Here is a 23,149-nt window from a genome sequence, read left to right as displayed (position 1 = left end):
GCCTCCCCATGCCGAAATGGCGGAACCGGTAGACGCGGCAGACTCAAAATCTGTTTGTAGAAATACAGTGTGGGTTCGAGTCCCACTTTCGGCACCAAAGACGTCAGGAACCCGCCCACAAGGCGGGTTTTTTAATGGTTCTTCATGGAAGTCCGGGTGCGCTGCCGGCATGCAACCGGTTCATTCGCCAAGGCGAATGCATGTGACCAGCGGCTGGCGCCGCCGTCGGCTCGGACGGTGAGGCCAGAGCCTTCGGTGCCCACCCTCGCTGCTCAGACAGGTCCTCCGCGTTCGGAAAGGTGGGGCCGCTTGCGCGGCCCGTGTACCTATATGGCCTTCGGCCGCTCTCTTGTGCGGAACTCGCCTCGAGGATGGACACCGAAGACTCTCCCCGTACCTGAGGCGACGTGTCCGGAGAGCCGGCACGGCCGAAGACGACAGCCGCTGCGGGCGGGACAGCATTGCACCGCCAGCGCCGGTCAGACGAACGCCCCCGGTCGGGACACCGTCTCACACATCAACCATCGAAAGCGCTTTGGCGATACCCGGCAAGCGAGCGCTCCGACGAACTGCGTCGTGCCGAACGGCGACTCTGAAACTATCCTTATAGTTGACAGCGCCGCACCCGTGGGCCTATATCTACTATACCTATAGTAGATAAGCAGGAGGCAAACCATGCAGCGGACTCGAAAGCTCACTTTGCGCAGCGCGGCAGCCCTCGCCAGCGTGGTCGTCATCCCCGCCTTCGCAACCCAAGCCGCCTGCCCGGCCCCAGCGGAATCCGCAGGCGGCCCCACAAACGCCCATAGCCGCTACGTCGAAACTCATCTGCTCCCTTCAGTCATCAAGCCAGGCGAAAAACCGTCCACCTTGGCCGACCGCATGCGCGACTCGGCCGTCCCCGGCATCAGCGTCGCCGTCATACAAGGTGGCAAGCTCGCATGGGCGCGTGGATGGGGTGTTCGCGATACCAAGAGCTGCGAGCCCATCACGCCGGATACGGATTTCCAAGCCGCTTCCATAAGCAAGGCGGTGACGGCCGTGCTGGCCTTGCGCATGGTCGAACAGGGGAAGATCGGGCTGGATCGCAACATCAACGATGCGCTCAAGTCCTGGAAGCTGCCGGTCGATTTGCACCTGGCACCGCATGGTGTGACGCTTCGCCAACTGCTGAGCCACACGGCTGGTCTTGGCATCCACGGTTTCAATGGCTTCGCACCGGGCGATGCGCTGCCGACAGAAGTCCAGATGCTGGACGGGCAGCCGCCGAGCAAGGTCGGCCCGGTCCGCAGCATCCTTCCAGCAGGTGCGCAGTTCGAGTACTCCGGTGGCGGCTACCTGGTGACGGAACTCGCCCTCGCCGACGTCAGCGGCATCCCATTCGCTGATCTCGCCCAGCGCGAGGTGCTAAGCCCTCTTGGTATGAAGCGCAGCAGCTTCGCGCAACCGCCCTCGCCGGCCGTCCTCGACAACGTGGCGTTCGGCCACAGCCACGGCGCGCCCATCCCCGGGAACTACGAAGTGGTACCACAGCTGGCAGCGGGGGGCCTGTGGACCACGCCCGCCGACCTCGCCCGCTTGCTGATCGACATCCAGGCGTCGGCCGCGGGCAAGAAGGGCCACCTGCTGTCGCCCGCCATGACACGCGACATGCTCACCCCCGTCAAGGACAACTGGGGTCTTGGCGTCGCCGTCTATCCGGACGGCCCGAAGCGCTTCGGCCATGACGGCCTCAACGCCGGTTACTTGTCTTTCATGATCGCCGACGAAAAGGGCAACGGCATCGTTGTCATGGCCAACGGCGATGGTTCGCGCGCGCTGATGGACGACGTTACTCGCGCCATCGCCACCGACTACGGCTGGGCCGACATGGCACCCGCGGCCATGGAAGAGAAAACGCTGTCGATGACCGAGCTTTCCAAGGCCGCCGGGCATTTCAAGGGCGGCGGCCTGGACCTCAACCTCGAAGTGAAACCGGACGGGTTGTACGCACTACTGGTCGGGGCCCCACCTTCCTATGCCGAACGCCTGATCCCGCTCTCGCCCAGGCGCTTCCGCTCCATGTCACTGAGCACGACCGTGGAATTCGCGCCGGACTTCTCTTTCTTCACCATGATCGAAGGTGCGCCGCCGATGAAGCTGGTGCGCGTGACGGATAAGATGCCAGCGACGACGGAGGCAAGTCCCAACGTCCGAAAGTAAAAAGTGCCTCGAATGCCGATCAATTCGGACACAGCGCGATCGAGCGGGAACGCTGGTCGATCGCAAGAACGGTGGAAGATAGCGCGTGCGCGCCAATGAGAATTTCGGGAAAGCGTTCCGAGACCTTGGCGTCCACGTCGGACCAACGCATAGCACCTGCTTTCACTGGCCCCGGCACGACACCTTTGGATGTCTCGATCTTGCCGTTGGTAAGCTGGCCCGACGCCGCCTTTTCCAACGCTGAACCCGACACCTCAGGCCACAGGCGCGCCGGAACCACCATGGCGACGTTGGCGCCGGAGTCGAGGTTGGCCTCGAAGGACTTGGCGCCAATGGTTATCGGCACCCGGAACGCACGCTCGTACGGCAAGGCACCCGCGTCGTCGCGGGAAAGGCCTCTGGACGTGCTGAAAGAAATTTTCCTGGCGCCGTAGTCGATGACGAGCAACCCATCGGCGAAGAACTCCCTCCCGAGAATGCCATCGAAGGCTGCCTCGCCACTCACATGCTTGCGGTAATCGCGGGTGATAAGGCTCAGGCCCCTGCGCTCGATCGACCCTACGGACAAGGATTCGACGGCTGTTGTTTCTGCCTCCGCGGTGGTCACGCCGTCGGACGTTGCGGCACTGCCGGAGGATTGGAGTCCCAGCGTGGGAAGCAAACTTGAATCAAGCCGGCCGACGCCGCTTGCGCCCGTGTCCACCGCGAAGCGGAAAGGGCCTTTACCGTTGACCCTCGCCTGCACGTAGATACGGCCGTCCACCACCGAAAAGGGAATAACGACTGCGCGAGAATCGGGTGCGCGGACAATGGAGCATGCGTCCTCTCCCCGTGCAATGTCTGTGGCGACGGTCCCCAGGCAAACCATCAGCGTCGTAAGCCATACGTGTTTCATTCCGCTCTGCTCCCCCTTTGCAAGAGCCGAACGTAGCCTAATCATGGCGAGGTCTTCGACCCAACGGATGGCACGGTCGCTCCCTTACGAATGACACTGTGTCGTAGAAAGTGAGCCTGCTATATCCAAGCTCCATTCACTGGAGCAGCGGCATGCGCGCATTTCCGATCTGTTTCATCCTGGCCGCCCTCGCGGCCGGCGCGGCCGCCGCGGAATCGCGGAACACGGGGACCTTGAAGGGAGACTTCGACGTCGGCGGACGCACCATTCACCTGTCGTGTGAAGGCACCGGGAATCCGGTGGTGGTGGTCGATGCCGGCATGGGCACCGCCCCGGCGGAAGACCCGGGGTGGCAGCGAATCGCGCACAAGGTGGCGACCGTCACGACGGTGTGCCTTTATGACCGAGCGGGGCTAGGCGCCAGTGCGAAGCCGCCCGCCGGACCGCGTACCAGTGCGGACTCGGCCAACGACCTGCACGCCGCGCTCCTTGCCGCCCACGTGCCCGGACCCTATCTGCTTGTCGGCCATTCGATCGGCGGGCTGCACGCGCAGGTGTTCGCAAGCCGATATCCAGCCGACACGGCGGGATTGGTGCTCGTATCTTCGACTCACCCCGACCAGACACGTACGTGGCTGTCGCTGCTTCCCTCCCCCGCGCCTGGCGAAGAGAAAGCGGTGAGCGAAGCTCGGGCGTTCCTGACCGGCTTGGCCAGTGATCCGACGAAGAATGAAGAGATGCTGGACTTCAGCACCAGCGCGAAGCAGGCGAAGGAGCTGCATTCGCTAGGCGCCAAACCTGTCGTTGTAGCGACGCACAGCCCGCGCTTCCGCATGGTGCCCGGATTGTCCGAACCGATCGCCGTGAAGCTGGAAGACGCCACGCAGCGCATGCAGAAAGAGTTCCTGTCGCTATCGTCCAACAGCCATCAGAACATCGCCGCCACGGCCGGGCACGGGCTACCCCACGAAGCGCCCGACTTCGTCGTCGACAATATCCTGCAGGCTGTCACGCTCGCACGATCCGGGTACTGACCCGAGGTTGAAAGGACCACCCGGTGGTGAATTTACCGCAGCACGTCACAGACTCCCTCGCTCAATCGTCTAGGTGATGTACGCCCGGCACGGTGCCGGGCGCCAACGTCCCGAACGAGGAGTCTCATCATGAATCGCGCTAACTGGTTTACCGCTTCCCCCGAAGGCGCCAAGGCCATCGGGGCGCTGCATCACTTCGTGACGACGGGAACGGCGCTGCCGCCCAAGCTGATTCACCTGGTATTCCTGCGCGTGTCGCAGATCAACGGATGCGCTCACTGCATCGATATCCACACCCGCGATCTGATCAAGGCCGGCATGTCGATCGATACCGTGGTGCTGGTCCCGGTATGGCATGAGGCGGCTTATCTCTTTTCGGACCAGGAGCGCGCTGCCCTGGCCTGGGCCGAGGAGGTGACTCGCGTCGCTGAAACGCATGCTTCCGACGAGGCGTACGCAGCGGCCGCCGCGGCTTTCACGGAGAAGGACCTCGTCGACCTCACGCTGACGATCGCGGCCATGAACGCCATCAACCGAATGGGCGTCAGCTTCCGTCTGAAACCCCGCGCCAAGGTCGACGCCTGACGGGTGCGTGCGTGACGTCCACCACCCGCGGGAAACTCCAATTACCGTCGTGCCTGCGGAGGCAGGCACCCAGCGACTCAAGCGCGGATGGTCACCGCAGAGCGACAAAACCATGCCACGCCACGCACTACACAACACACCAGCTCACCGTCCGATGCCGGCTTCCCAATAAAAAGGCCGCCTGCGCAAGCAGGCGGCACTGGGGAAACACGCGATGACCCTTGCGGGACATTTCTAGTTATGGGCGAAGCGTCGCTTAGAAGTCGTACGTAGCCGTCAGGCGGGCGTAGCGCGGGTTCTGGAAGTACTGACCGAGACCGTAGTTGTTGAGCACGGTCTGCGGCAGCGCTTCATACGTCGCGTAGCTGTTGAGCGGCTTACGCTCGTTGGTGACATTGAAGACCGACAGGCCGAAGGCGAGCTTGCCTTCGAAGTACGACGGTCGGTAAGTCACCGCGAGGTCGAGCTGGCGGTACCAGGGATTGCGCTTGTCACCCGGGTGCGACGGCAGGCCGTTGCAGTTGTGGTACGACGAACCGTAACCGATCGGATCCGGATCCGCCTCGCCGTCCTCGAAGCCCAGGCACGATTTCGGCGCGCCGGAGGCGAGACGCAGGTTACCCGAGACCATCCATTCGTCCGTGAACTGGTAGGCACCGTAAGCCTTGATCTGGTGCGTACGATCATTGGCCAGGAGGCCATTGGCATAACGCATCAGTTCGGCGGAATCCCAATCCTGCGTCTTCGAGATGTCCGTCTGGCCGATGTCCGACTTCGTCTGGCCTTCCGTGTTGCCGTAAGAACGCGAGAACGTGTAGTCAAGGCGACCCTGCCACTTGCCGTCGAACGGATGTTCCAGGTAGAGATCCAGCGCGTAATAGGAACGCTTGGCCTTCTGCGTGAAACCCCAGTCTTCCTGGTTCATCTTCACTTCGGTGCGACCGGAGCCGTCGACGTTGGCCAGGCTGAAGGTATTGGTGTCGCCCGGATTGAAGATGATGCAGCCTGGGATGACCACGGAATCCGGGTCGAGGCCTTCGCGAGTCATCTTGTCGGCGATCTTGCCCGTATCGCATACGTCGTCGATCGCCGTGCGCAGCTTGCGTACCGTGACCTTGGCGCCGGTGACCCACTCGGAACCAAGGGTCTTGTCGAAGCCCAGGATCGCTTCGTCCTGGTACTGGGACTTCAGGTCGCGCGCCGCGACCGACTGGGCGTCGATCGGCTGGCCGAACTCGCCATCCGGCGACACGATGCCGTTCCCCAGAGGGGTAAGACCGGTCGGGCGGCCATTCTGGTCGATACCGGTGTAGTTGAAATATTCGTACGTGTAGGTCGACGACGAAGCACCGCGCACCGCGACGTTGTTCGGCAGCGCCAGGTAATAGCGGCCGAGGTTGCCGTAGATCTTCAGCGACGAGTCGCCGAACACATCCCACGACGCACCGAGGCGCGGGGCCCACTGTGCCTGGTTGTTGACGTACGGCTTGTTCTTGTCGTTGAAGTTCTTGAAGCCGTCGTTACGCAAGCCGATGCTCAACAGGACCTTGTCGTTGACCTGCCAGCGATCCTCGATGTACTGCGCGCGCTGGTCGAGCGACATGTTCGTCACGCTCGAGAAGATCACGCGGCGCACGTAATAGCCGTCGCCGCCCGGCGCACCGACCCCCTGCCCGACGCTGATGGGATTACCCGGATTGGCGGAGTGGAAGTAACGCCAGTAATACCCAGGGCCGCTCGTCGACGTACCTTCGTCGATACCCTTGTAATGCATGTTGTCGATACCACCGGCCAGGTGGTGATCGCCCAGCTGCCATTCGAGGTCGAGGCGTAGACCGTGGGTACGGCTACCCGCGCGCGGATCCTGGCTGGTCTGCGACGAGTTCAGGTTCGTGATGGGGGTGCCCCCGTTGAGCGCGGGATTCTGCAGCGCCGGATTGAAGATGTAGGGCTGCTGGTCGATGTTCGGCGTCGGATTGTGCAGGTAATCGTCCGTCCACCCCTTGGCATAGGTCGCCGTGAGCGTGACGTCATCGGTGATGTAGGACGTGTACTTGGCGATCGCGTACTTCGACGTGATCTTCGACGTGTCCGCATCCGCGCCGGTACGACCCGTGCTGGTGCGCGAATCGTAGTCGTAGCCGGTGTAGTAGCCGCGCTGCTCGTCGGTCGAATGGATGCCCGTCAACTCCAGGATGTTGCTGTCGTTGATGTTCCAGTCGAGCTTCGCGTAGATCTTCGGCAGGTTGTACGTGTAGTGGTTGTTCGCGACCGGGTTGGACTCGACATTCGAGGTGCTGGTGCCTTCCGACTTCTCGGCCTCGGCCGCGACGAAGAAGAACAGCTTGTCCTTGATGAGCGGACCGCCGACGTAGGCGCTATAGGTCTGCGTCCACTTGGTGTTGTCCTCACCGTTGCGGTAGATGGCGCCTACCTTGCTGGTGTCCTGGTAGCCGTAGCCGGCCGGCAACGGACGGCTGCCGTAGTAGACGCTGCCCGGATCGGACGCGGCGAACTTCGGCTCCCAGAGAATCTGCGCGCCAAAATGCCACTCGTTGGTACCGCGCTTGCCGACCTGCGAAATGACGCCACCGTCGGAACGGCCGTACTTGGCCGAATAGCCGCCGGTATAGACTTCCTGCTGGTCGATCGCGCCGTACGGCAGGCCGACGCCGCCGAGGGCCTTGTAAGGATCGGTCGTGTTGTAGCCGTTGATGTAGTAGGCATTCTCCGAAGCACCGGAACCACCGAACGACACCGTGCGGAAACGGCCATTGCCGAGCGTGCTCTGGCCGGCGACGGCACCTGGGGCGAGCAGTGCGATGGCTTCCGCGTTACGACCCAACGGCAAACGAGCCAGGGTCTGGGCATTCACGACGGTGCGCGAATCGACCGTCGAGGTATCGATGGGAGGCAAGGCGTTGGCGGAAACGGTGACGGATTCCAGCGACTGCGCATTCGCTGCGGTCGCAGCGCTCGCAAACGAGACGTCCGAGGCGCCGCCCACCTTGATCTGGATGTTCTTGCGCGAATCCACGACCGCACCATCGCGTTTCAGGCTGACGGTGTAATTGCCCAGCGGCAGGTTACCGACACGGTAACGGCCATCGGCATCGACCGGCACATCGCGCGTGAAACCGCTGTCGCTCGTCACGGTGACGGATTCGCCCGCCGCGGCCGGCGCTTGGCCAAAGATGGAGCCAGTCGTCGCCTGCGCGAAAACCGTGCAGGTAGCCCCCATGCCGAGTGCCAGCGCGACAGCCAGCACCGACGGCCGCACTTTCGTGCGCCGCTCGCTTCTAAAGAATTCCATGCTTTCCCCCAAGGAAAGTGATTCGAAATGAAAAAAAGTCGGATTACACCCGTGTTTCCATGCCAGGCGATACCGTCAATGCGACGCGACTGCTTCCCCAAGCAACGATGTCACATCGCGCCGAACAGAGGTACCGGTTAACCGAGCAAACGATTTGGATGTCCAAATCGTTTGCGGGCTGAGGGCGAGACTAGGCGTCCATATGATGACAAGTCAATAGATATCGGTAGTAATCTTTAACATACGCAATAACTTGCGAAATCGCGTGATCGGAGTTCGCACACGACGCGAAATCCTACGCCACTATCGACATCAGAGCATCCCGGGGATCACGGGGTCGACCAAGTCGAATTCTTGCTCTCGGCAATAATCGTATGTATTGAATATCTGGCTTGTGCCGCCGACCTTCATGAGTATCTTTTCACGCGGCTGCCGGACATCCGAAATAAGGATCTTTTGCGGCGTGTCCTCGTAGGCATAGGTCCGGTAATTCCAGTTCTTTCCGCTGGCGGTCTTGTAGCCGACCGTTGCATATGCGGGCAAGAGTTTTTCGGGACTATGGTAAGCGTCCAATGTGCCTTCAATACAAAATATGGATGGCGCATCCGTTCCTACATTGAGTTTCTCCGCCCACGCCATTCCATTGAACCTTACATCGTGCTCCACGTACGCGACGTTCTCCACCGTCCTGGTATTTTTGACCAGATAGTTCAGGGCAACGATCTGCTCCGGACCTTTGATCCTTCGATACTGAGTAAAGTAAACCGGGTTGGACCACTTATCGCCTTCTCTAACCAGTGCAGCATCGATGGAATCCAGGGAATCCCGAACGGTCATGCTCTCGGAAAAAACGGTATTGATCTCACTTTCTGCGATCTGAAAGCCCTTCAGTACCGCTGCCGCAACAGCGGCCAATTTATTCTTGTCACGTGAGGCCAGGTCAAACAACTTCGCATCATGCGTGACTTCCGATACGGGAATGTTCAACGTGATCGCCACGATTCCCTTGAAGCGATTTTCAAGTTCGCTGTTCATTGCCTTCCCTCCATGGATCGGCGAGACCGATGCCGCCCGCCGCACATCGACAAGGCGCGGGGGAAAATTGCCAGTGTCCATGTGGCCGTACCGTGTAGGTGGCCAGCTCTTTTTCGGCATTCGGCGCGCGTTGCGTCGCGCGCGTCGAACGTTTCGCCAAAAGTAAGGGTTGCGACCCGTCAGAGCTCCCGCACCACGCGAAATCCCACGCGAGCATTGCGCAGGTCGGCCGACGCGCCTTGCCGGTACGCCGAGCGCACCATGTTCGGTGCGCTGCCCCAGGAACCGCCGCGGATCACGCGGCGCGCGCAGCCCGGATTCACCCAGGCCTCAGCGGTACGCGGCGCGCGCACGTAGTTGTCGTGCCAGCAGTCGGCCACCCATTCGGACACGTTGCCGCCCATGTCATAGAGACCGAACGGATTGGGTGCGAAGCTCATGACCGGTGCCGGACCCCAATAGCCGTCCTTGTAACCGGTGAATGCGTTGCTCCAGCGGCGGCCCGATCCGGAACGGTCGTTGCCGCCCGTGAGGTTCTCCACGCGGGACGAGGGATTGCCGTCGCCCCACCAGTAGCGCGTGGTGCTGCCGGCGCGCAGGGCGTATTCGAATTCCGCCTCGCTGGGCAGGCGGTAGGTCTTGCCGCTGCGTTTGGACAACCAGTCGGCGTAGGCCTTGGCGTCGTTCCAGGAGACGTTGATGACCGGCAGGCGATCCTGCCCCGGCTTGCCCGCGTAGTCGTCCTGCCAGGTGGCGGAGGCATCGTCGCGCAGGCCGCCGCTCTGCTCGTCGTAGACGCTGCCACCGCCAAGGCTCTGCGACTGCGGCACGTAGCCCGACGACCTGACGAAGTCGCGGAACTGCCCGATGGTGACGGCGCTGCGCGCCATGGCGAAGCCCTTGCTTACCTGCACTTCGTGCGCCGGCGCTTCGTTGGCGTCGTGGCCGTTCTCGCTTTCCGGCGAGCCCATCGTGAACGTTCCCGTCGGCACGACGACCATTGCGGGGGCCTGACCCGCGGTGTCCAGGAAGCGGTCGGCGAACACCTGCCCCGGCTTGTAGCTCGCATACAGGCGTGCGTTGGTCATCCGCTCGTTGAAGTCGTCGATACCGGCGAGGTCGGGGCTGATCTGCTGCGCCTTGGCGGCAAGTTGCGCGGCAAGATCGATGTTGCCGGCATCCAGCGCCGAGCGCGCCTGGGCAAGCATGGTGGTGGCGTTCTGCCGCCGCATGCCCTCGATACGTCCCCGCGTGTCCTGCAGCGCCTGCGATTCGGGCAGGATCGTCGCCGCTTCCGCCAGTGCGGCATCCGCCGCGGCGAAATCGTTCTGCGCGACGGCGGCCAGGGCCTTGTCGAGCACGGAGCGCTGCACGGTGTTGATACCCTGCTCCGCCACCGCGTTTTCCGGATCCAGCTGGAGCACCGCGCGGTAGGTGTCGAGGGCGCTGTCGCCGCGCGGTTGCGTGGTCTTGCCCGCCTGCAGCTGCGCCGCGGCCTGGCCCAGCAACGGCCGCACCTTGTCGAGCACCTCGAGCTTCTGCTGCAACGGCGCGGCGACGGGTGCCGACGACGGCAGGGCCTTCAGCGCGGCCAGGGATTCCCTGGCCGCGTCGGCGTCGCCGAGCGCGATGTCCTGCTCGATACCGGCGGCCAGCCGCGCACGCACCTCGTCCATGCCGGCAAGGGCCCGGTGGCTGTCCGCCTGCTGCTTGAGCGCGCTGGCGAAGAGCGCCGCGGCACTGTCCTTGCCCCCCACGAGCCGGTCGGCCGCCAGCGCCTTGTCGCCCCGGTCGAGCAAGGCGGCCAGTTCGGGCGAGTCGGGGGTCTTTTGCGCGGGCAGTTGGATATCGGTGCTCTTCTCGCGATGCCGGGCGGCAATCACGGCGGCGGGCGCCAGCATGATGGGCGGGCCCGCATCGATCTCGGATGCAACGGACGGGGGCGCCGCCTGCGGACGCTGGTCGAAGCCCATGACCGCAGGCTGGCCGCGCAGGGCGGAGCGTGGCGTGTTCTGTGTGCGCTGCACGTGCAACGCCTGCGGAAAAAAGTGATAGAACAGCGCGAACGCGAGCACGGCGACACCGAGCGCCCCGCCTATGGCGCGCTGTCGGCGGACGGTCTCGGTATTCGGCATGGTGGGCGGTTCCGTGCTGGCCTGCTATCGTGCGCTGCCACCTTAGGGAATCGCGCGCGGCAGGGCAACACGAGGCGTCGACGCGGCCCGGAATTTCGAGGAATCCGCATGACATCGAGCGACGTCGCCCCCGACGCCCCCTGGATCGAACGCCGCGAGGCGCTGGACACCTGGCTGGCCCCCATAGGACCGCACGCGGTCGTCGGCCTCGACACGGAATTCATGCGGCGGAACACCTTCTACCCGCAGCTGGCCCTGCTCCAGCTCGCCCACGACGAACGCTATGCGCTCATCGACCCGCTTGCCCTCCCCCTGCGCGAAGCGCTGGAGCCCGTGTTCGCCGCTCAACCCGTGATCACCGTGATGCACAGCGCCGGTGAAGACCTGGAAGCCCTGGCGCCCAACCTGCCCGACGGCCCGCACACCTTGTTCGACACGCAGATCGCCGCCGCCTTCGTGGGCATGGGCCTGGGCATCAGTTATCGGGCGCTGGTCGCGGAGCTGGTCGGCGCGGAACTCGACAAGGGCGAAACACGCAGCGACTGGCTGCAGCGCCCGCTCACGGACTCGCAGAAGCTCTACGCCACGCTGGACGTGGTTCACCTTCATCCCGTGCACGCGATCCTGGCCGAACGGCTGGCGGAGCGCGGCCGCACGGCATGGCACGCCGAAGACTGCGCCCGCATGAAGCGCCGCGCCAGCCATCGCGAGGGCGACCCGCAGCCGCAACGCGGCTTCAAGGCGGCCAGCGAATGGCCACGCGAGAAGCAGGCCCTGCTCCACCGCGTGCTGCGCTGGCGCGAGGTCACGGCCCGTGAACTCGACAAACCGCGGTCGTGGCTGCTCGACGACGTGCAGGCGCTGGACCTCGTGGGCAACGTGCCCGATGCGCCGGCCAAGCTCGACGAGCGCACCCGCGGCACGCGCGCCCTGCGCTCGCCTCAGCGCCAGGAACTGTTCGAACTGCTCCGCCGCCCGCTGGACGCCGAAGAAATAGAGGCAACGGCACCGGTCATCGGGCACCCCGTGGGCGAAGCCAAGCGCGCCATCAACGAGATGCGCAGTGCGGTGGACACCCTCGCCGTGCAACTCGACATCCCGCCCGGCCTGCTCTGCGCACGCCGTTCGATGGAGGAGTACGTGATGACCGGCGCGTGGCCGGAAGCCCTCGAGGGCTGGCGCCGCGGCGTGCTTCACGAGCGGCTGTCGCCGCTGTTGCCGGGCTGAAAATTCCCGCCCTCGGGCGGGAACTCGCTTTAAGGGGCCGCCGGACGTCAACGAAGACGCCCCGACGGCCGCCCTGCCGGCTAGTGCTCGAAATCGATCACGACGCGACCCTGGATGTCGCCCTTGTGCATGCGCGCAAAGATGTCGTTGATGTTTTCGAGCCTGTCGGTCGAGATCGTGGCCTTCACCTTGCCCTCACCCGCAAAGTTCAGTGCTTCCTGCAGGTCGAGCCGCGTGCCGACGATCGATCCGCGCACCGTCACGCCGTTGAGCACGGTATCGAAGATCGGCAGCGGGAAATCGCCGGGCGGCAAGCCGTTCAGCGACACCGTGCCTCCGCGACCCACCATGCCCATCGCCTGCTCGAAAGCCTTGGGCGATACCGCGGTGACCAGCACGCCCTTGGCACCGCCCACGTGCTTCTTCACGAATGCCATCGGGTCTTCGTTGCGAGCGTTCACCGCGAGCGACGCGCCGAGTGACTTGGCGAGCTCGAGCTTCCTGTCGTCGACATCCACCGCGATGACGTTTCGGCCCATGGCCTTGGCGTACTGAACGGCAAGGTGCCCCAACCCGCCGATGCCGGAGATGACCACCCAGTCGCCGGGTTTGGTGTCCGTCACCTTGAGGCCCTTGTAGACCGTGACGCCCGCGCACAGGATCGGCGCGATGTCGATGAAGGAAACATTGTCGGGAAGGTGCCCCACGTAGTTCGGGTCCGCAACGACGTATTCGGCGAAGCTGCCGTTGACCGAGTAACCGGTGTTGTGTTGCTGCTCGCACAAGGTTTCCCAGCCGCCCAGGCAGTGGACGCAGTGGCCGCAAGCGTCGTAGAGCCAGGGCACACCCACGCGGTCGCCTTCCTTGACGTGCGTGACGCCGGCACCGACGGCGACCACGTGGCCCACGCCTTCATGGCCTGGGATGAAGGGCGGGTTGGGTTTGACCGGCCAGTCGCCTTCCGCGGCGTGCAGGTCCGTATGGCAAACGCCCGTGGCGGCGATCTTCACCAGGATCTGCCCCGTGCCGGGCCTCGGTACGACCACCTCTTCCATCACCAGTGGCTTGCCGAATTCGCGGACCACCGCGGCTTTCATCGTTCTGTCCATGGGTTGTTCCTCGCTTTAGAAGTGCGCGTTGATATCGACGACGTCGATCAGCTTGTGATTGACGAACTCTTTCAGCCCCAGGCCCAGGAGTTCCCGGCCATAACCGGAGCGGCGAACGCCGCCGAACGGCAGATCCGCTTCCACTTTCGTCGGATGGTTGACGAACACCATGCCGGTGGAAATGCGCTTCGCCACTTCCACGCCATGCTTCGTGTCGGACGTGAAGACGGAGCCGCCGAGGCCGAACGGCGAATCGTTGGCGATGCGCACCGCGTCCTCTTCGTCCTTCGCGCGGAACAGCATGGACACCGGCCCGAAGAACTCCCAATAACGTGCCGGATTGTCTTCGCCGACGTCGGTCAGGATGGTGGGCTGCACGAAGGCACCCTGGCTGGGCACGGGCGGACCGACTTCCTCGGCTTTCGCGCCCAGTTCGACCGCCTTGCGGATCTGTTCCTTGATGTCGTCGGCCGCCTTCTGCGACGACAGCGGCGCGAGCGTGGTCTTCGGATCGGACGGGTCGCCGGCCACCAGCTTGGCCACGCCCTTGCGATAGGCGTCGAGGAAGGCATCGTAGACCTTGTCCACGACGATCATGCGCTTGGAAGAAACGCATACCTGGCCGCCATTCCAATGGCGACCGAACACCGCCCAGTCGACGGTCTTGGGCATGTCCGCGTCGGCTAGAACGACGAAGGCATCGGCACCGCCCAGCTCCATCGTCGACTTCTTCAGCGCCTTGCCGGCCTCGGAAGCGACCACGGCGCCAGCGGCTTCCGAGCCCGTCAGTGCCACGCCGTGGACGCGGGGGTCGTTGATGATCAGATTGATCTGCTCGCGTGTGGCGTAGAGGTTCTTGAACGCACCGTCCGGAAGACCCGCCTCAGCCATCAGCTTCTCGAACGCCGCCGCGCTCTGCGGAACGTTCGAAGCATGCTTGAGGATCAGCGTGTTGCCTGCCGAAAGCTGCGGCGCCAGGATGCGTGCGATCTGGTAATACGGGAAGTTCCAGGGTTCGATCGCCAGCAGGACGCCCAGCGGCTCGTGTACGAGCATCGCGTCGCCTTCCGCGGGGTCGAGCACCGGCAGCTTCTCCGGCTTCAGCAGTTCCTCCGCGTGGAGCACGTAGTACTCGAAGATCTTCGCCGACAGCTCCACCTCGGCCTTCGCCTCGGCAATGAGCTTGCCCATTTCCAACGTCAGCAGCTTGGCGAAGGCCTCGCTGTCGCGGCGCAGGATATTCGCGGCGTTCTGCAGAATGCGCCCGCGCTCGGCGAACGACGTGTCGCGCCACTTTCGGAACGCCGCATCCGCCTTGTCCAGGGCAGCGCGAACTTCGGCATCGGTCGCGTCGGGAAACGTTGCGACGGTTTCGCCGGTATACGGATTGGTGGTTGCATAGGCCATTTGACTTTGTCCTTCGTGAGTTGAGGGCTGCGATCTTTGGAGCGGTCAGGCCGCCAGATCCTTCACTGCCTGAACCATTTGCGTCAGCACGGCCTGGGCATCGCCGTAAACCATGCTGCAGTTGTCTTCGAAGAAAAGGAGGTTCTCGACGCCCGAGTAGCCCTTGCCCTGGCCACGCTTAACGACATAGACCTGGTGGGCCTTGTCGGCATCGAGGATCGGCATGCCGTAGATCGGCGACGATGTGTCGGTACGTGCGGCCGGATTCACGACATCGTTGGCACCGATGACCAGCGCGACATCGGTCGCGGGAAATTCGGCGTTGATGTCTTCCATGTCGAAAATGATGTCGTAAGGCACGCCGGCTTCGGCAAGAAGCACGTTCATGTGGCCGGGCATGCGGCCCGCGACCGGGTGGATCGCGAACTTCACGCTCACACCCGCGGCCTGCAGCAACTTCACGAACTCATACAGCTTCTGTTGCGCCTGTGCGACGGCAAGGCCATAGCCCGGAATGATGATGACGGACGACGCATAACGCATGGCCACGGCGGCATCGCTGGCATCGGCGCTCTTCATTTCTCCGTGCGCTTCGCTACCGCCGTGTGCAGCACCATCGCCGAAGTTCGAGAAGAGCACGTTGGCAAGCGAGCGGTTCATCGCCTTTGCCATCAGCAGGGTCAGCAGCGTGCCGGCAGAACCCACCACCATGCCCGCAATCATCAGCGCCGGGTTCTGCAGCGCAAAGCCTTCGAGCCCCACGGCCAGACCGGTAAACGCGTTGTACAGCGAGATCACCACCGGCATGTCCGCGCCACCGATGGGCAACGTCATCATGACGCCGAACGCCAGGGCCCCAGCGAAGAACAGGATGGCCAGCAGCGAGAAATGCGGGCTGTCGAAGGACACGACGAGCGCGATGCCGAGAAGCACGGTGGCGAGGAACAGCGCGCCGTTGACGATGCGCTGCCCTGCGAAGCGCCAGGGATTCTGTATCTTGCCGTCCAGCTTGGCCCAGGCGATCACCGAACCGGTCAGCGAGATGGCGCCGATCAGTGCACCGGCCGCGGTTGTTGCCAGGCCCAGTGCCGTAGGTTCGGCGCGCGCCGACAATTCAACCGCTGCCACGGCGGCGGCGGCGCCACCGCCCATACCGTTATAGAGCGCCACCATCTGCGGCATGGCGGTCATGCCGACTTTGCGCCCGCGCAGGAACGCCCAGCCCCCACCCACGCACAATGCGAGGACAGCGAGCATGACATTCACGACCCGGTTCGGCGCAACGTCGGCAGGCAGGTCGAACACCACCAGGAAGCTGGCCGCCACGGCGACCACCATGCCGATGCCCGCCACCACAATGCCCGATAGCGCGGTCACCGGTGACGACATGCGCTTGAGACCGAAGATGAAAAGGCACGCGGCGACCAGGCCGCTCAGCCCAAGGATGTGCTGGATCAGCATGTTCAGTTCTTCCTTTTGCCGCTGGACTTGAACATGGCAAGCATGCGGTCGGTCACCACGTAACCGCCGCCTGCATTGGCGGCACCGAGCGCGACGCCGATGAAGCCCACGGTCTGGGCGAAAGGCGTCGTCGCGTTGAGGAGCGCATGGAGCGCACCGACCACGACAATGCCGTGGATGAAGTTCGAGCCGGACATGAGGGGCGTGTGGAGGATCGAAGGCACGCGGCTGATCACTTCATAGCCCGTGAAGGCCGCCAGCATGAAAATGTAGAGCGCGATAAGCCAGGTCATCGTGGTGTCCATGGTCATTTCGCCGCCTCCACGCAGGATGTATCGATTTTTTCCACGGCCTTCCTGACTCCTTCGTCGCGTATCTCTCCGCTGTGCGTGAGGACGGTTCCCGCGATCACTTCGTCGTCGAAGTCGAGGGCGATCGCGCCATCCTTCACGAACAACGTGACCAGGTTGAGGACGTTCTTCGCATAGAGTTCGCTCGCATGCTGTGCCAGCGCCGAGGGCACATTGAGTGGCCCCAGAATCGTCACGGGGCCCACCGTCACCGTTTCGCCCGGCCGCGTACCTTCGCAGTTGCCGCCGCTTTCGGCACCGAGGTCGACGATGACCGCACCCGGCTTCATCGCTGCGATCTGCTCCGCCGAGATGAGAATGGGTGCACGCCGGCCCGGCACCGCTGCCGTGGTCACGATCATGTCCGCCTGGGCAATATGCCGCGAAAGCGCCTCACGCACTTTCGCCTGTTCTTCCGCCGTCAGTTCGCGTGCATAGCCGCCTTCGCCGCGGGCATCGACACCGGTATCCACGAACTTCGCGCCGAGCGACTGAGCCTGTTCGGCCGTTTCGGGCCGCACGTCGTAGCCTTCGGTGATGGCGCCGAGCCGGTGTGCGGTGGCCAGTGCCGAAAGGCCGGCTACCCCGAGCCCCATCACCAGGACGGTGGCGGCACGGAGCGAACCCACGGCGGTCGTCATCATCGGCAGGATGCGCGGCATATGCACGGCACCCAGCAGCGGCGCGTAGTAACCCGCCAGCGCGGCCTGACTCGACAAGGCATCCATCGCTTGCGCCCGGCTGATGCGCGGAATGCGCTCCATGGCGAAGGCCGTTATTTTGCCGTCGCGCAATGCTGCGACAAGGGCCGGGTTCTGCGCGCCATAGACGAACGAAATGAGCACCGCCCCCGGTTTCATGGCCTTGACCGCCTCGACGGATGGCGGCTGCACGGCCAGGACGATATCGGCCTTTGCCACCAGCGCCGCTGGCGTGTCCGCGAAGGCCGTGCCTTGAAAGGCCTGATCGAGGTACGTCGCACTCACGCCCGCTCCGCGCTCCAATGTCACCGATGCACCCAGCCGGGCAAGACGCGCAGCAACCGCCGGGACCGTGGCAACACGCCTTTCTCCGGGCCCGGTTTCCCTGAGCACCGCTATCTCGATCGCCATTAACTACTCCACATGGTTGGCCCACCCTGCCGGTGTGGCCTGCGTAAGAGAACGTAGGCGTCTTCGGCTCTCGCCGAATTGACACAGATCATGTGCAACCGAATATCGGTTGTTATCGTGCGCTCCAGCCTGCCAAACCGCGAGGAATTGCGAGCCATGCATTACAGCAGTGGGAACTACGAGGCCTTCGTTCGCCCCCGCAAGCCCCAAGGTGCCGAGAAGAAAACGGCCTGGTTTGTGGGTTCCGGCCTTGCCGGGCTGGCCGGAGCCGCCTTCCTGATCCGCGATGGCGGTGTCGCCGGAGAGCGCATCACCATTCTCGAAGAGCTCGCTTTGCCGGGCGGTGCGCTCGATGGCCTCGATGTGCCCGACAAGGGCTTCGTCATCCGCGGTGGCCGCGAGATGGAAGAACACTTCGAATGCCTCTGGGACCTTTATCGTTCGATTCCGTCACTGGAGATCCAGGATGCGAGCGTTCTGGACGAGTTCTATCGCGTCAACAAGGACGATCCAAACGTTTCGCTCCAGCGTGTCACGCAGAATCGGGGGCAGGACGTGCCGGACAAGGCACTGCTGACCTTGAGCGACAAGGCGCTGAGGGAACTGGTCGAAGTCTTCCTCGCCACCCGCGAGGAGATGGAAAACAAGCGTATCGACGAGGTTTTCGGCGAAGAGTTCTTGAAGAGCAACTTCTGGCTCTACTGGCGCACCATGTTCGCGTTCGAGGAATGGCATTCGGCGCTTGAAATGAAGCTGTACCTGCATCGCTTCATTCACCACATCGGCTCCCTTGCCGACTTCTCGTCGATGAAGTTCAACCGCTACAACCAGTACGAATCGATGGTCCTGCCGCTGGTCAAATGGTTGGAGGACCGGGGCGTACGGTTTCGTTATGAGGTAACGGTGACCGATGTGGATTTCGCCATCCAGGCCGGAACCAAACAGGCCACGCGCATTCATTGGATCGAGAACGGCGTCGAAGGCGGCGTGGATCTGGGACCCGACGATCTTGCCTTCATCACCATCGGCTCGCTGACCGAGAATTCGGATGATGGCGACCACCACACGCCGGCAAGGCTGAAGGACGGACCGGCCCCCGCCTGGGATCTGTGGCGCCGTATCGCGGCCAAGGACCCTGCCTTTGGCCGCCCGGATGTGTTCGGCGGCGATATCCCGAAAACCAAATGGGCGTCGGCGACCATCACGACGCTGGACGCGCGCATCCCCCGTTACATCGAACGCATCGCGAAGCGCGATCCCTTCAGCGGCAAGGTCGTGACGGCCGGCATCGTCACCGTCAAGGACTCGAGCTGGCTGTTGAGCTGGACGGTGAGCCGCCAGCCCCATTTCAGGAAGCAGCCGAAAGACCAGATCGTCGGCTGGCTCTATGCGCTGTTCGTGGATCGCCCGGGCGATTATGTGAAAAAGCCGATGCAGGAGTGCACGGGCGAGGAAATCACGCGGGAATGGCTCTATCACCTCGGCGTGCCCGTCGAGGACATTCCGGAACTCGCCGCCACCGGGGCACGAACGGTACCGGTGATGATGCCGTACATCACCGCCTTCTTCATGCCGCGCCAGGCGGGCGACCGGCCGGACGTGGTGCCGAAAGGGGCGGTGAATTTCGCCTTCATCGGGCAGTTCGCGGAATCCGCGCAGCGTGACTGCATCTTCACCACGGAGTATTCGGTGCGCACGCCCATGGAAGCCGTCTACACGCTGCTCGACGTCGAACGCGGGGTACCCGAGGTCTTCAACTCGACCTACGACATCCGCACCCTGCTCGCCGCGATCGGCCCGCTGAGGGACGGCAAACCCATCGACTTCCCCGGCCCCGAGTTCCTGCGCAGACACCTGTTGAAGAAGCTGGAAGCCACGGAGGTCGGCGAGTTGCTGAAGGCCTTCCACCTGATCCCGGAGCCATGACCCGCGGACCGCGCGGCAGCGCCCCGGAGGATGTTGGCAGTCGCCGGGATCGCTGATATAGTTCGCGCTTCGTGGGGCGGTAGCTCAGCTGGGAGAGCGTCGCGTTCGCAATGCGAAGGTCGGGAGTTCGATCCTCCTCCGCTCCACCAAAATCAAGTACTTGCAGAAAGGCTGAGGATGCGAATTCTCGGCCTTTTGCTTTCCATGCCCTACCGATCTGTCGCAGGGCGTGACTAGACGTTACAGGGCGCTGCAACGGGATTGCCCCGAATATCCCGCGGTCCACTCCGCCCCAATGGCGGCCACGGAATCCGGACGTCTGGACATCGGTTCCGGTATGCGCTGAACATCTCAGGTGGTGCTGCAATTTGTACAAGCGACCTTCTGGCTACCAACCTCACATCGCTTTGTGGCCCCTGCCTCAAGAATGCTATCGCCAGCTCATTTTGCGAGTGTAGACAAGCGCATGCAAACTGAACAACGGGGGAGACAATTATTGAATCCAGTAAGAGCGGTACTCAATCGACTCCAAGAACATCTCCACAACCAACGAATTTCGCCGAGCCCTTTCGAATTCGGCGAAATACAACAGCGCGATCGGATTGCTGCTCGGCCCGTGCTTGCAAAGTGCCACGGCAATCTACTTTCGGAAGCAACCGGGCCGCTTCTGGTCATGCAGGCCGATCAGAAGAACGTCGACGCGATCCCAATTGCAACTGCAGCGTTCGCGAACATCCGTGCAGGCTTTAACGGTGCGTGGAGGCTGCTAAGTCCGGGACGCCTGTGCGGCTTTCTTACGGATTCGGCTGACACGAACGGGCTCGCTTGGCGCATCCAGCCTGGAGAGGAGACATATGGAATTGCCGTCACTGTAGGCACCCTGATCAGAACGGTCACATCTGCTTACCGCTTACTTTGTTTGCCGGCTTTCGAGCCACGCGTTGCGGTGGGAGGCACTGTTAAAGCGTCCTCCGAGTGGCTCGACATTCCGGAATTTCCGATTCCTCGATCGGAGCAGCGACGCGCTATGGGTGTCCAGTATGCTTCCTATGGCTTGTATGCGGTTTTTCTCCATGAGTTGGCCCACATTTTTCGCGGCCATATCAACTGCATTGTTAAGAACGACCCACATTTTTCGTTCGACGAGCAGCACGTCCCCGACGATCCCAATCAGAAGCGACTTCGTCTTTACGTCGAAACGGATGCCGATGCGACGGCTGGGCGAATGCTAGCGAAATTGGCACTCAAGCCCTACCTCGGCAGTGATCCACTCTCTAGCACGGAAGGCCGACAGACAATGTTCGACCTGCTTGTGAGCGTAACGCTGACCTTTTCGGGATTTCCAGCGTTAAAGGACTGCTACCATAGCGGCGCAATACGCGCTTTCATTTTCATGGGTGCGCTTATGGACGAGTGCGGCACAGAAAGAAAGCAGAGTGCACAATGGCTGGAGGCGCGCGTCTCAGCGACCCAGGAGCTGATGCATAAATGCGGAATCCTTGGTGAGGACGCGCCTAAGTACAGTGCACAGGAAGCTCAAGAGCTGGTCCATAGCACACTGCCAGCAATGCTCAAGGCACAGCCGCGTTGGCTGGATGTGAGGCCTTTTAAGAATACGTCGGCTTTCAAGACTTAAACATACAGTCGCGCGTCAATGCCGATCCTCCTCTGCTCCACCAAATTCAAGTAGTCATAGAATGGCCGAGGATGCGAATCCTCGGCGTTTTGGTTTCCATGCGCGCGATTGACCCTTGTCGTCAGGGTTGTCATGAGGTTTCTATCGCCGCCATGGCGGCTACTACAGATGAGCCACAGTGCATCTGCCGGAAGTGCGCCATGAACTGCCCGACGCGCGCGTTAATGCACCGGTCTTGCCTCGCAATACGATCTTTACTTCCCTGGCATGGCAGCCGCCAACACCGGCTTCGCCCACTCCGGCGTGCGGCTCAGTGTTGCCAAATCCGTCGGCCGGACGAGCGTGCCTCCGGCGATGTCGGCCAGCAGGGTCGGATCGGGGATCGCCTCGCCATGCGCGACATCGACACTGTTGTCGTACACCTGCAGAAAGGCGATGGACGGCATGAGCGCCACGAGGTTTTCCAGCGCGGAGACATAGCGCTCGCGAATCTTCGCTTCCGGAATGTCGTGGCCGCCCGCCGCCACGCGCACCTTCACCCGGGCGATGTGCTTCTCCGGGGAGGACAATCCGCAGAACCACATCAGCACGTCGTGCGTGCGCGCCGCCTCGGCGATCTTCGCGGGCACCGTGTTCCCGCCGAGCGTGGTTTCGAAGGCGTAGGCCGCGCGCCCGGCGATCGCATCGTCGAAACGCCACATACCCTCCTGCCATGCCATGGCATTGGCCTCGGTCTGGCCGCATCCGGTCGACGCAACCAGTTCCCGCGCAAACGTATCGGGATTGAACCAGTCGAGCCCGGCCTGCCGCAGACGATATCCGCCGATAGAACTCTTCCCTGCCCCGTTGACGCCAGCGAGGACGTAAAGGACAGGACGGCCCCTCAATGAGACTCCCCGGCCTTGACCTTGCCGGCCAGCGTGGTCGGCCCCTGCATCAGCGCGCGCAGCCGCTCGCTGGCGTCGTCGGCCTGCAAGGAGGCCAGGCGTTCGTCGAAACGGCGGCGAAGCGTGTCGAGGGCCGACGCCTGACGCGCGCCGGCATCGTCGAGCGCCCTGAGGATGAGGCCATACTCCTCGGCGGAGAGGATGACCGCCTCAGGCTCGCTGTGATTCGTGACGACCACCTTGCCCTTGCGCCCGATCGCGCGCATGACGCCGCGCCAGCCCAGTTTCTTCACGTCGGAGGCAGGCGTACGGGGCAGGTTTTCGAGGGGATCGAGCTTGAGGGTCAGGGCCATGGGTGGATCCTGTGGGACTCGAAGGCCAATATACCCCAAATTCCCTTTTTGGGCCATGACGCTACACCGTCTCCCGACGTGGACGGCGCCATCCTCGGCTCACCCTCACTGCCCTGGAAAGCTCATGACTCCCTTGGACAAACCCCTGAAGCGCGAACTGGAGGTCGACGGCCAGGCGTACACGCTGACCATCGATCCGGACGGCCTGAAGCTCGTTGGCAAAGGCAAGCGCAACGGCGTTTCACTGGCGTGGAAAGATGTGCTCAGCGGCGACGCTGGACTGGCGGCAGCATTACAGGCGTCGGTAAAGCACTGAGCAATTCCGCAGCGGGTCGGCATATAACTTTCGGCCTACGCCGTATGGCAGGCCTGGCGGGAACGCTTATCGGGTGTCCCTGGCACGGTGTTTGCGGCGAGAATGGAGGGCTCGGTCGCCAACGCAAGAGCACATGGCGACCTCTTCTTCACCATCGGCACCGGAA

General features: G+C 63.0%; 18 protein-coding genes and 2 tRNA genes. 9 read left to right on the top strand and 11 right to left on the bottom strand.

The features are described from left to right. The first annotated feature begins 10 nt into the window (after positions 1 to 10). Positions 11 to 97 (top strand) — tRNA-Leu (locus FHS47_RS05190). 578 nt (positions 98 to 675) lie between these two features. Then, complete coding sequence (locus tag FHS47_RS05185) at positions 676 to 2,202, top strand: serine hydrolase domain-containing protein (protein WP_167023868.1); 1,527 nt, start codon at positions 676 to 678, stop codon at positions 2,200 to 2,202. Positions 2,203 to 2,221: 19 nt separating this feature from the next. Here FHS47_RS05185 and FHS47_RS05180 read toward each other — a convergent pair whose 3' ends face one another. Beyond that, positions 2,222 to 3,097, bottom strand: coding sequence for a retropepsin-like aspartic protease (locus FHS47_RS05180; protein ID WP_208381803.1), 876 nt, complete (start codon positions 3,095 to 3,097; stop codon positions 2,222 to 2,224). Between the two features lie 152 nt (positions 3,098 to 3,249). On the opposite strand from FHS47_RS05180, the gene FHS47_RS05175 reads away from it, so the two are divergent. Continuing rightward, the gene (locus FHS47_RS05175) at positions 3,250 to 4,131 is read left to right on the top strand and encodes an alpha/beta hydrolase (RefSeq protein WP_167023865.1); all 882 of its coding nucleotides are present in this window, start codon (positions 3,250 to 3,252) and stop codon (positions 4,129 to 4,131) included. 129 nt (positions 4,132 to 4,260) lie between these two features. Beyond that, positions 4,261 to 4,716 carry a carboxymuconolactone decarboxylase family protein gene (locus FHS47_RS05170; protein WP_167023862.1) on the top strand — a complete coding sequence of 152 codons (456 nt, stop codon included), beginning with the start codon at positions 4,261 to 4,263 and terminating at the stop codon, positions 4,714 to 4,716. 256 nt (positions 4,717 to 4,972) lie between these two features. On the opposite strand, the gene FHS47_RS05165 is transcribed toward FHS47_RS05170, so the two are convergent. The 3 genes from FHS47_RS05165 to FHS47_RS05155 all read right to left on the bottom strand — a co-directional run bounded on the left by FHS47_RS05165 (position 4,973) and on the right by FHS47_RS05155 (position 11,199). Beyond that, positions 4,973 to 8,029 (bottom strand): TonB-dependent receptor, encoded by a 3,057-nt coding sequence (locus FHS47_RS05165; RefSeq protein WP_208381802.1) that lies wholly within the window; start codon positions 8,027 to 8,029, stop codon positions 4,973 to 4,975. Between the two features lie 312 nt (positions 8,030 to 8,341). Continuing rightward, positions 8,342 to 9,145, bottom strand: coding sequence for a hypothetical protein (locus tag FHS47_RS05160; protein WP_167023859.1), 804 nt, complete (start codon positions 9,143 to 9,145; stop codon positions 8,342 to 8,344). A gap of 98 nt (positions 9,146 to 9,243) precedes the next feature. Then, the gene (locus FHS47_RS05155) at positions 9,244 to 11,199 is read right to left on the bottom strand and encodes a formylglycine-generating enzyme family protein (RefSeq protein WP_167023856.1); all 1,956 of its coding nucleotides are present in this window, start codon (positions 11,197 to 11,199) and stop codon (positions 9,244 to 9,246) included. 108 nt (positions 11,200 to 11,307) lie between these two features. Here FHS47_RS05155 and FHS47_RS05150 point away from each other — a divergent pair, with 108 nt between their 5' ends. Next, the gene (locus tag FHS47_RS05150; RefSeq protein ID WP_167023853.1) at positions 11,308 to 12,426 is read left to right on the top strand and encodes a ribonuclease D; all 1,119 of its coding nucleotides are present in this window, start codon (positions 11,308 to 11,310) and stop codon (positions 12,424 to 12,426) included. A gap of 80 nt (positions 12,427 to 12,506) precedes the next feature. Here the strand turns inward: FHS47_RS05150 and adhP are convergent, their stop codons facing one another. The 5 genes from adhP to FHS47_RS05125 are packed head-to-tail and all read right to left on the bottom strand — an operon-like array spanning position 12,507 to position 17,865. Next, the gene (gene adhP / locus FHS47_RS05145; protein ID WP_167023850.1) at positions 12,507 to 13,535 is read right to left on the bottom strand and encodes an alcohol dehydrogenase AdhP; all 1,029 of its coding nucleotides are present in this window, start codon (positions 13,533 to 13,535) and stop codon (positions 12,507 to 12,509) included. Positions 13,536 to 13,550: 15 nt separating this feature from the next. After that, positions 13,551 to 14,942, bottom strand: coding sequence for an NAD-dependent succinate-semialdehyde dehydrogenase (locus FHS47_RS05140; protein ID WP_167023847.1), 1,392 nt, complete (start codon positions 14,940 to 14,942; stop codon positions 13,551 to 13,553). A gap of 45 nt (positions 14,943 to 14,987) precedes the next feature. Further along, complete coding sequence (locus tag FHS47_RS05135) at positions 14,988 to 16,403, bottom strand: NAD(P)(+) transhydrogenase (Re/Si-specific) subunit beta (RefSeq protein ID WP_167023844.1); 1,416 nt, start codon at positions 16,401 to 16,403, stop codon at positions 14,988 to 14,990. 2 nt (positions 16,404 to 16,405) lie between these two features. Next, the gene (locus FHS47_RS05130) at positions 16,406 to 16,714 is read right to left on the bottom strand and encodes an NAD(P) transhydrogenase subunit alpha (protein WP_167023841.1); all 309 of its coding nucleotides are present in this window, start codon (positions 16,712 to 16,714) and stop codon (positions 16,406 to 16,408) included. Then, positions 16,711 to 17,865 carry an NAD(P) transhydrogenase subunit alpha gene (locus FHS47_RS05125; protein ID WP_167023838.1) on the bottom strand — a complete coding sequence of 385 codons (1,155 nt, stop codon included), beginning with the start codon at positions 17,863 to 17,865 and terminating at the stop codon, positions 16,711 to 16,713. The genes FHS47_RS05130 and FHS47_RS05125 overlap by 4 nt, the downstream gene beginning before the upstream one ends. A 156-nt stretch (positions 17,866 to 18,021) precedes the next feature. Here FHS47_RS05125 and FHS47_RS05120 point away from each other — a divergent pair, with 156 nt between their 5' ends. The 3 genes from FHS47_RS05120 (at position 18,022) to FHS47_RS05110 (ending at position 21,427) form a co-directional block, all read left to right on the top strand. Continuing rightward, positions 18,022 to 19,791: an oleate hydratase gene (locus tag FHS47_RS05120; RefSeq protein ID WP_167023835.1), complete on the top strand. Its 1,770-nt coding sequence runs from the start codon at positions 18,022 to 18,024 to the stop codon at positions 19,789 to 19,791. Positions 19,792 to 19,864: 73 nt separating this feature from the next. Continuing rightward, positions 19,865 to 19,940, top strand: a tRNA-Ala gene (locus FHS47_RS05115). Positions 19,941 to 20,257: 317 nt separating this feature from the next. Next, positions 20,258 to 21,427, top strand: a complete 1,170-nt coding sequence (locus FHS47_RS05110; RefSeq protein ID WP_167023833.1) for a hypothetical protein — start codon at positions 20,258 to 20,260, stop codon at positions 21,425 to 21,427. A gap of 254 nt (positions 21,428 to 21,681) precedes the next feature. Here FHS47_RS05110 and FHS47_RS05105 read toward each other — a convergent pair whose 3' ends face one another. Next, positions 21,682 to 22,314, bottom strand: coding sequence for a hypothetical protein (locus FHS47_RS05105; RefSeq protein ID WP_167023830.1), 633 nt, complete (start codon positions 22,312 to 22,314; stop codon positions 21,682 to 21,684). Further along, the gene (locus tag FHS47_RS05100; RefSeq protein WP_167023827.1) at positions 22,311 to 22,667 is read right to left on the bottom strand and encodes a type II toxin-antitoxin system prevent-host-death family antitoxin; all 357 of its coding nucleotides are present in this window, start codon (positions 22,665 to 22,667) and stop codon (positions 22,311 to 22,313) included. Before FHS47_RS05100 ends, FHS47_RS05105 begins: the two co-directional genes overlap by 4 nt. 124 nt (positions 22,668 to 22,791) lie before the next feature. Between FHS47_RS05100 and FHS47_RS05095 the strand changes: the two genes are divergently transcribed. Then, positions 22,792 to 22,983, top strand: coding sequence for a hypothetical protein (locus tag FHS47_RS05095; RefSeq protein WP_167023824.1), 192 nt, complete (start codon positions 22,792 to 22,794; stop codon positions 22,981 to 22,983). Positions 22,984 to 23,149: the final 166 nt, after the last annotated feature.

Origin of the sequence: Luteibacter sp. SG786 (assembly GCF_011759605.1) — a bacterium.
GTDB lineage: Bacteria > Pseudomonadota > Gammaproteobacteria > Xanthomonadales > Rhodanobacteraceae > Luteibacter.
The sequence above is the reverse complement of the archived record's forward strand: the minus strand, read 5'-3'. Positions and strand labels throughout refer to the sequence as shown.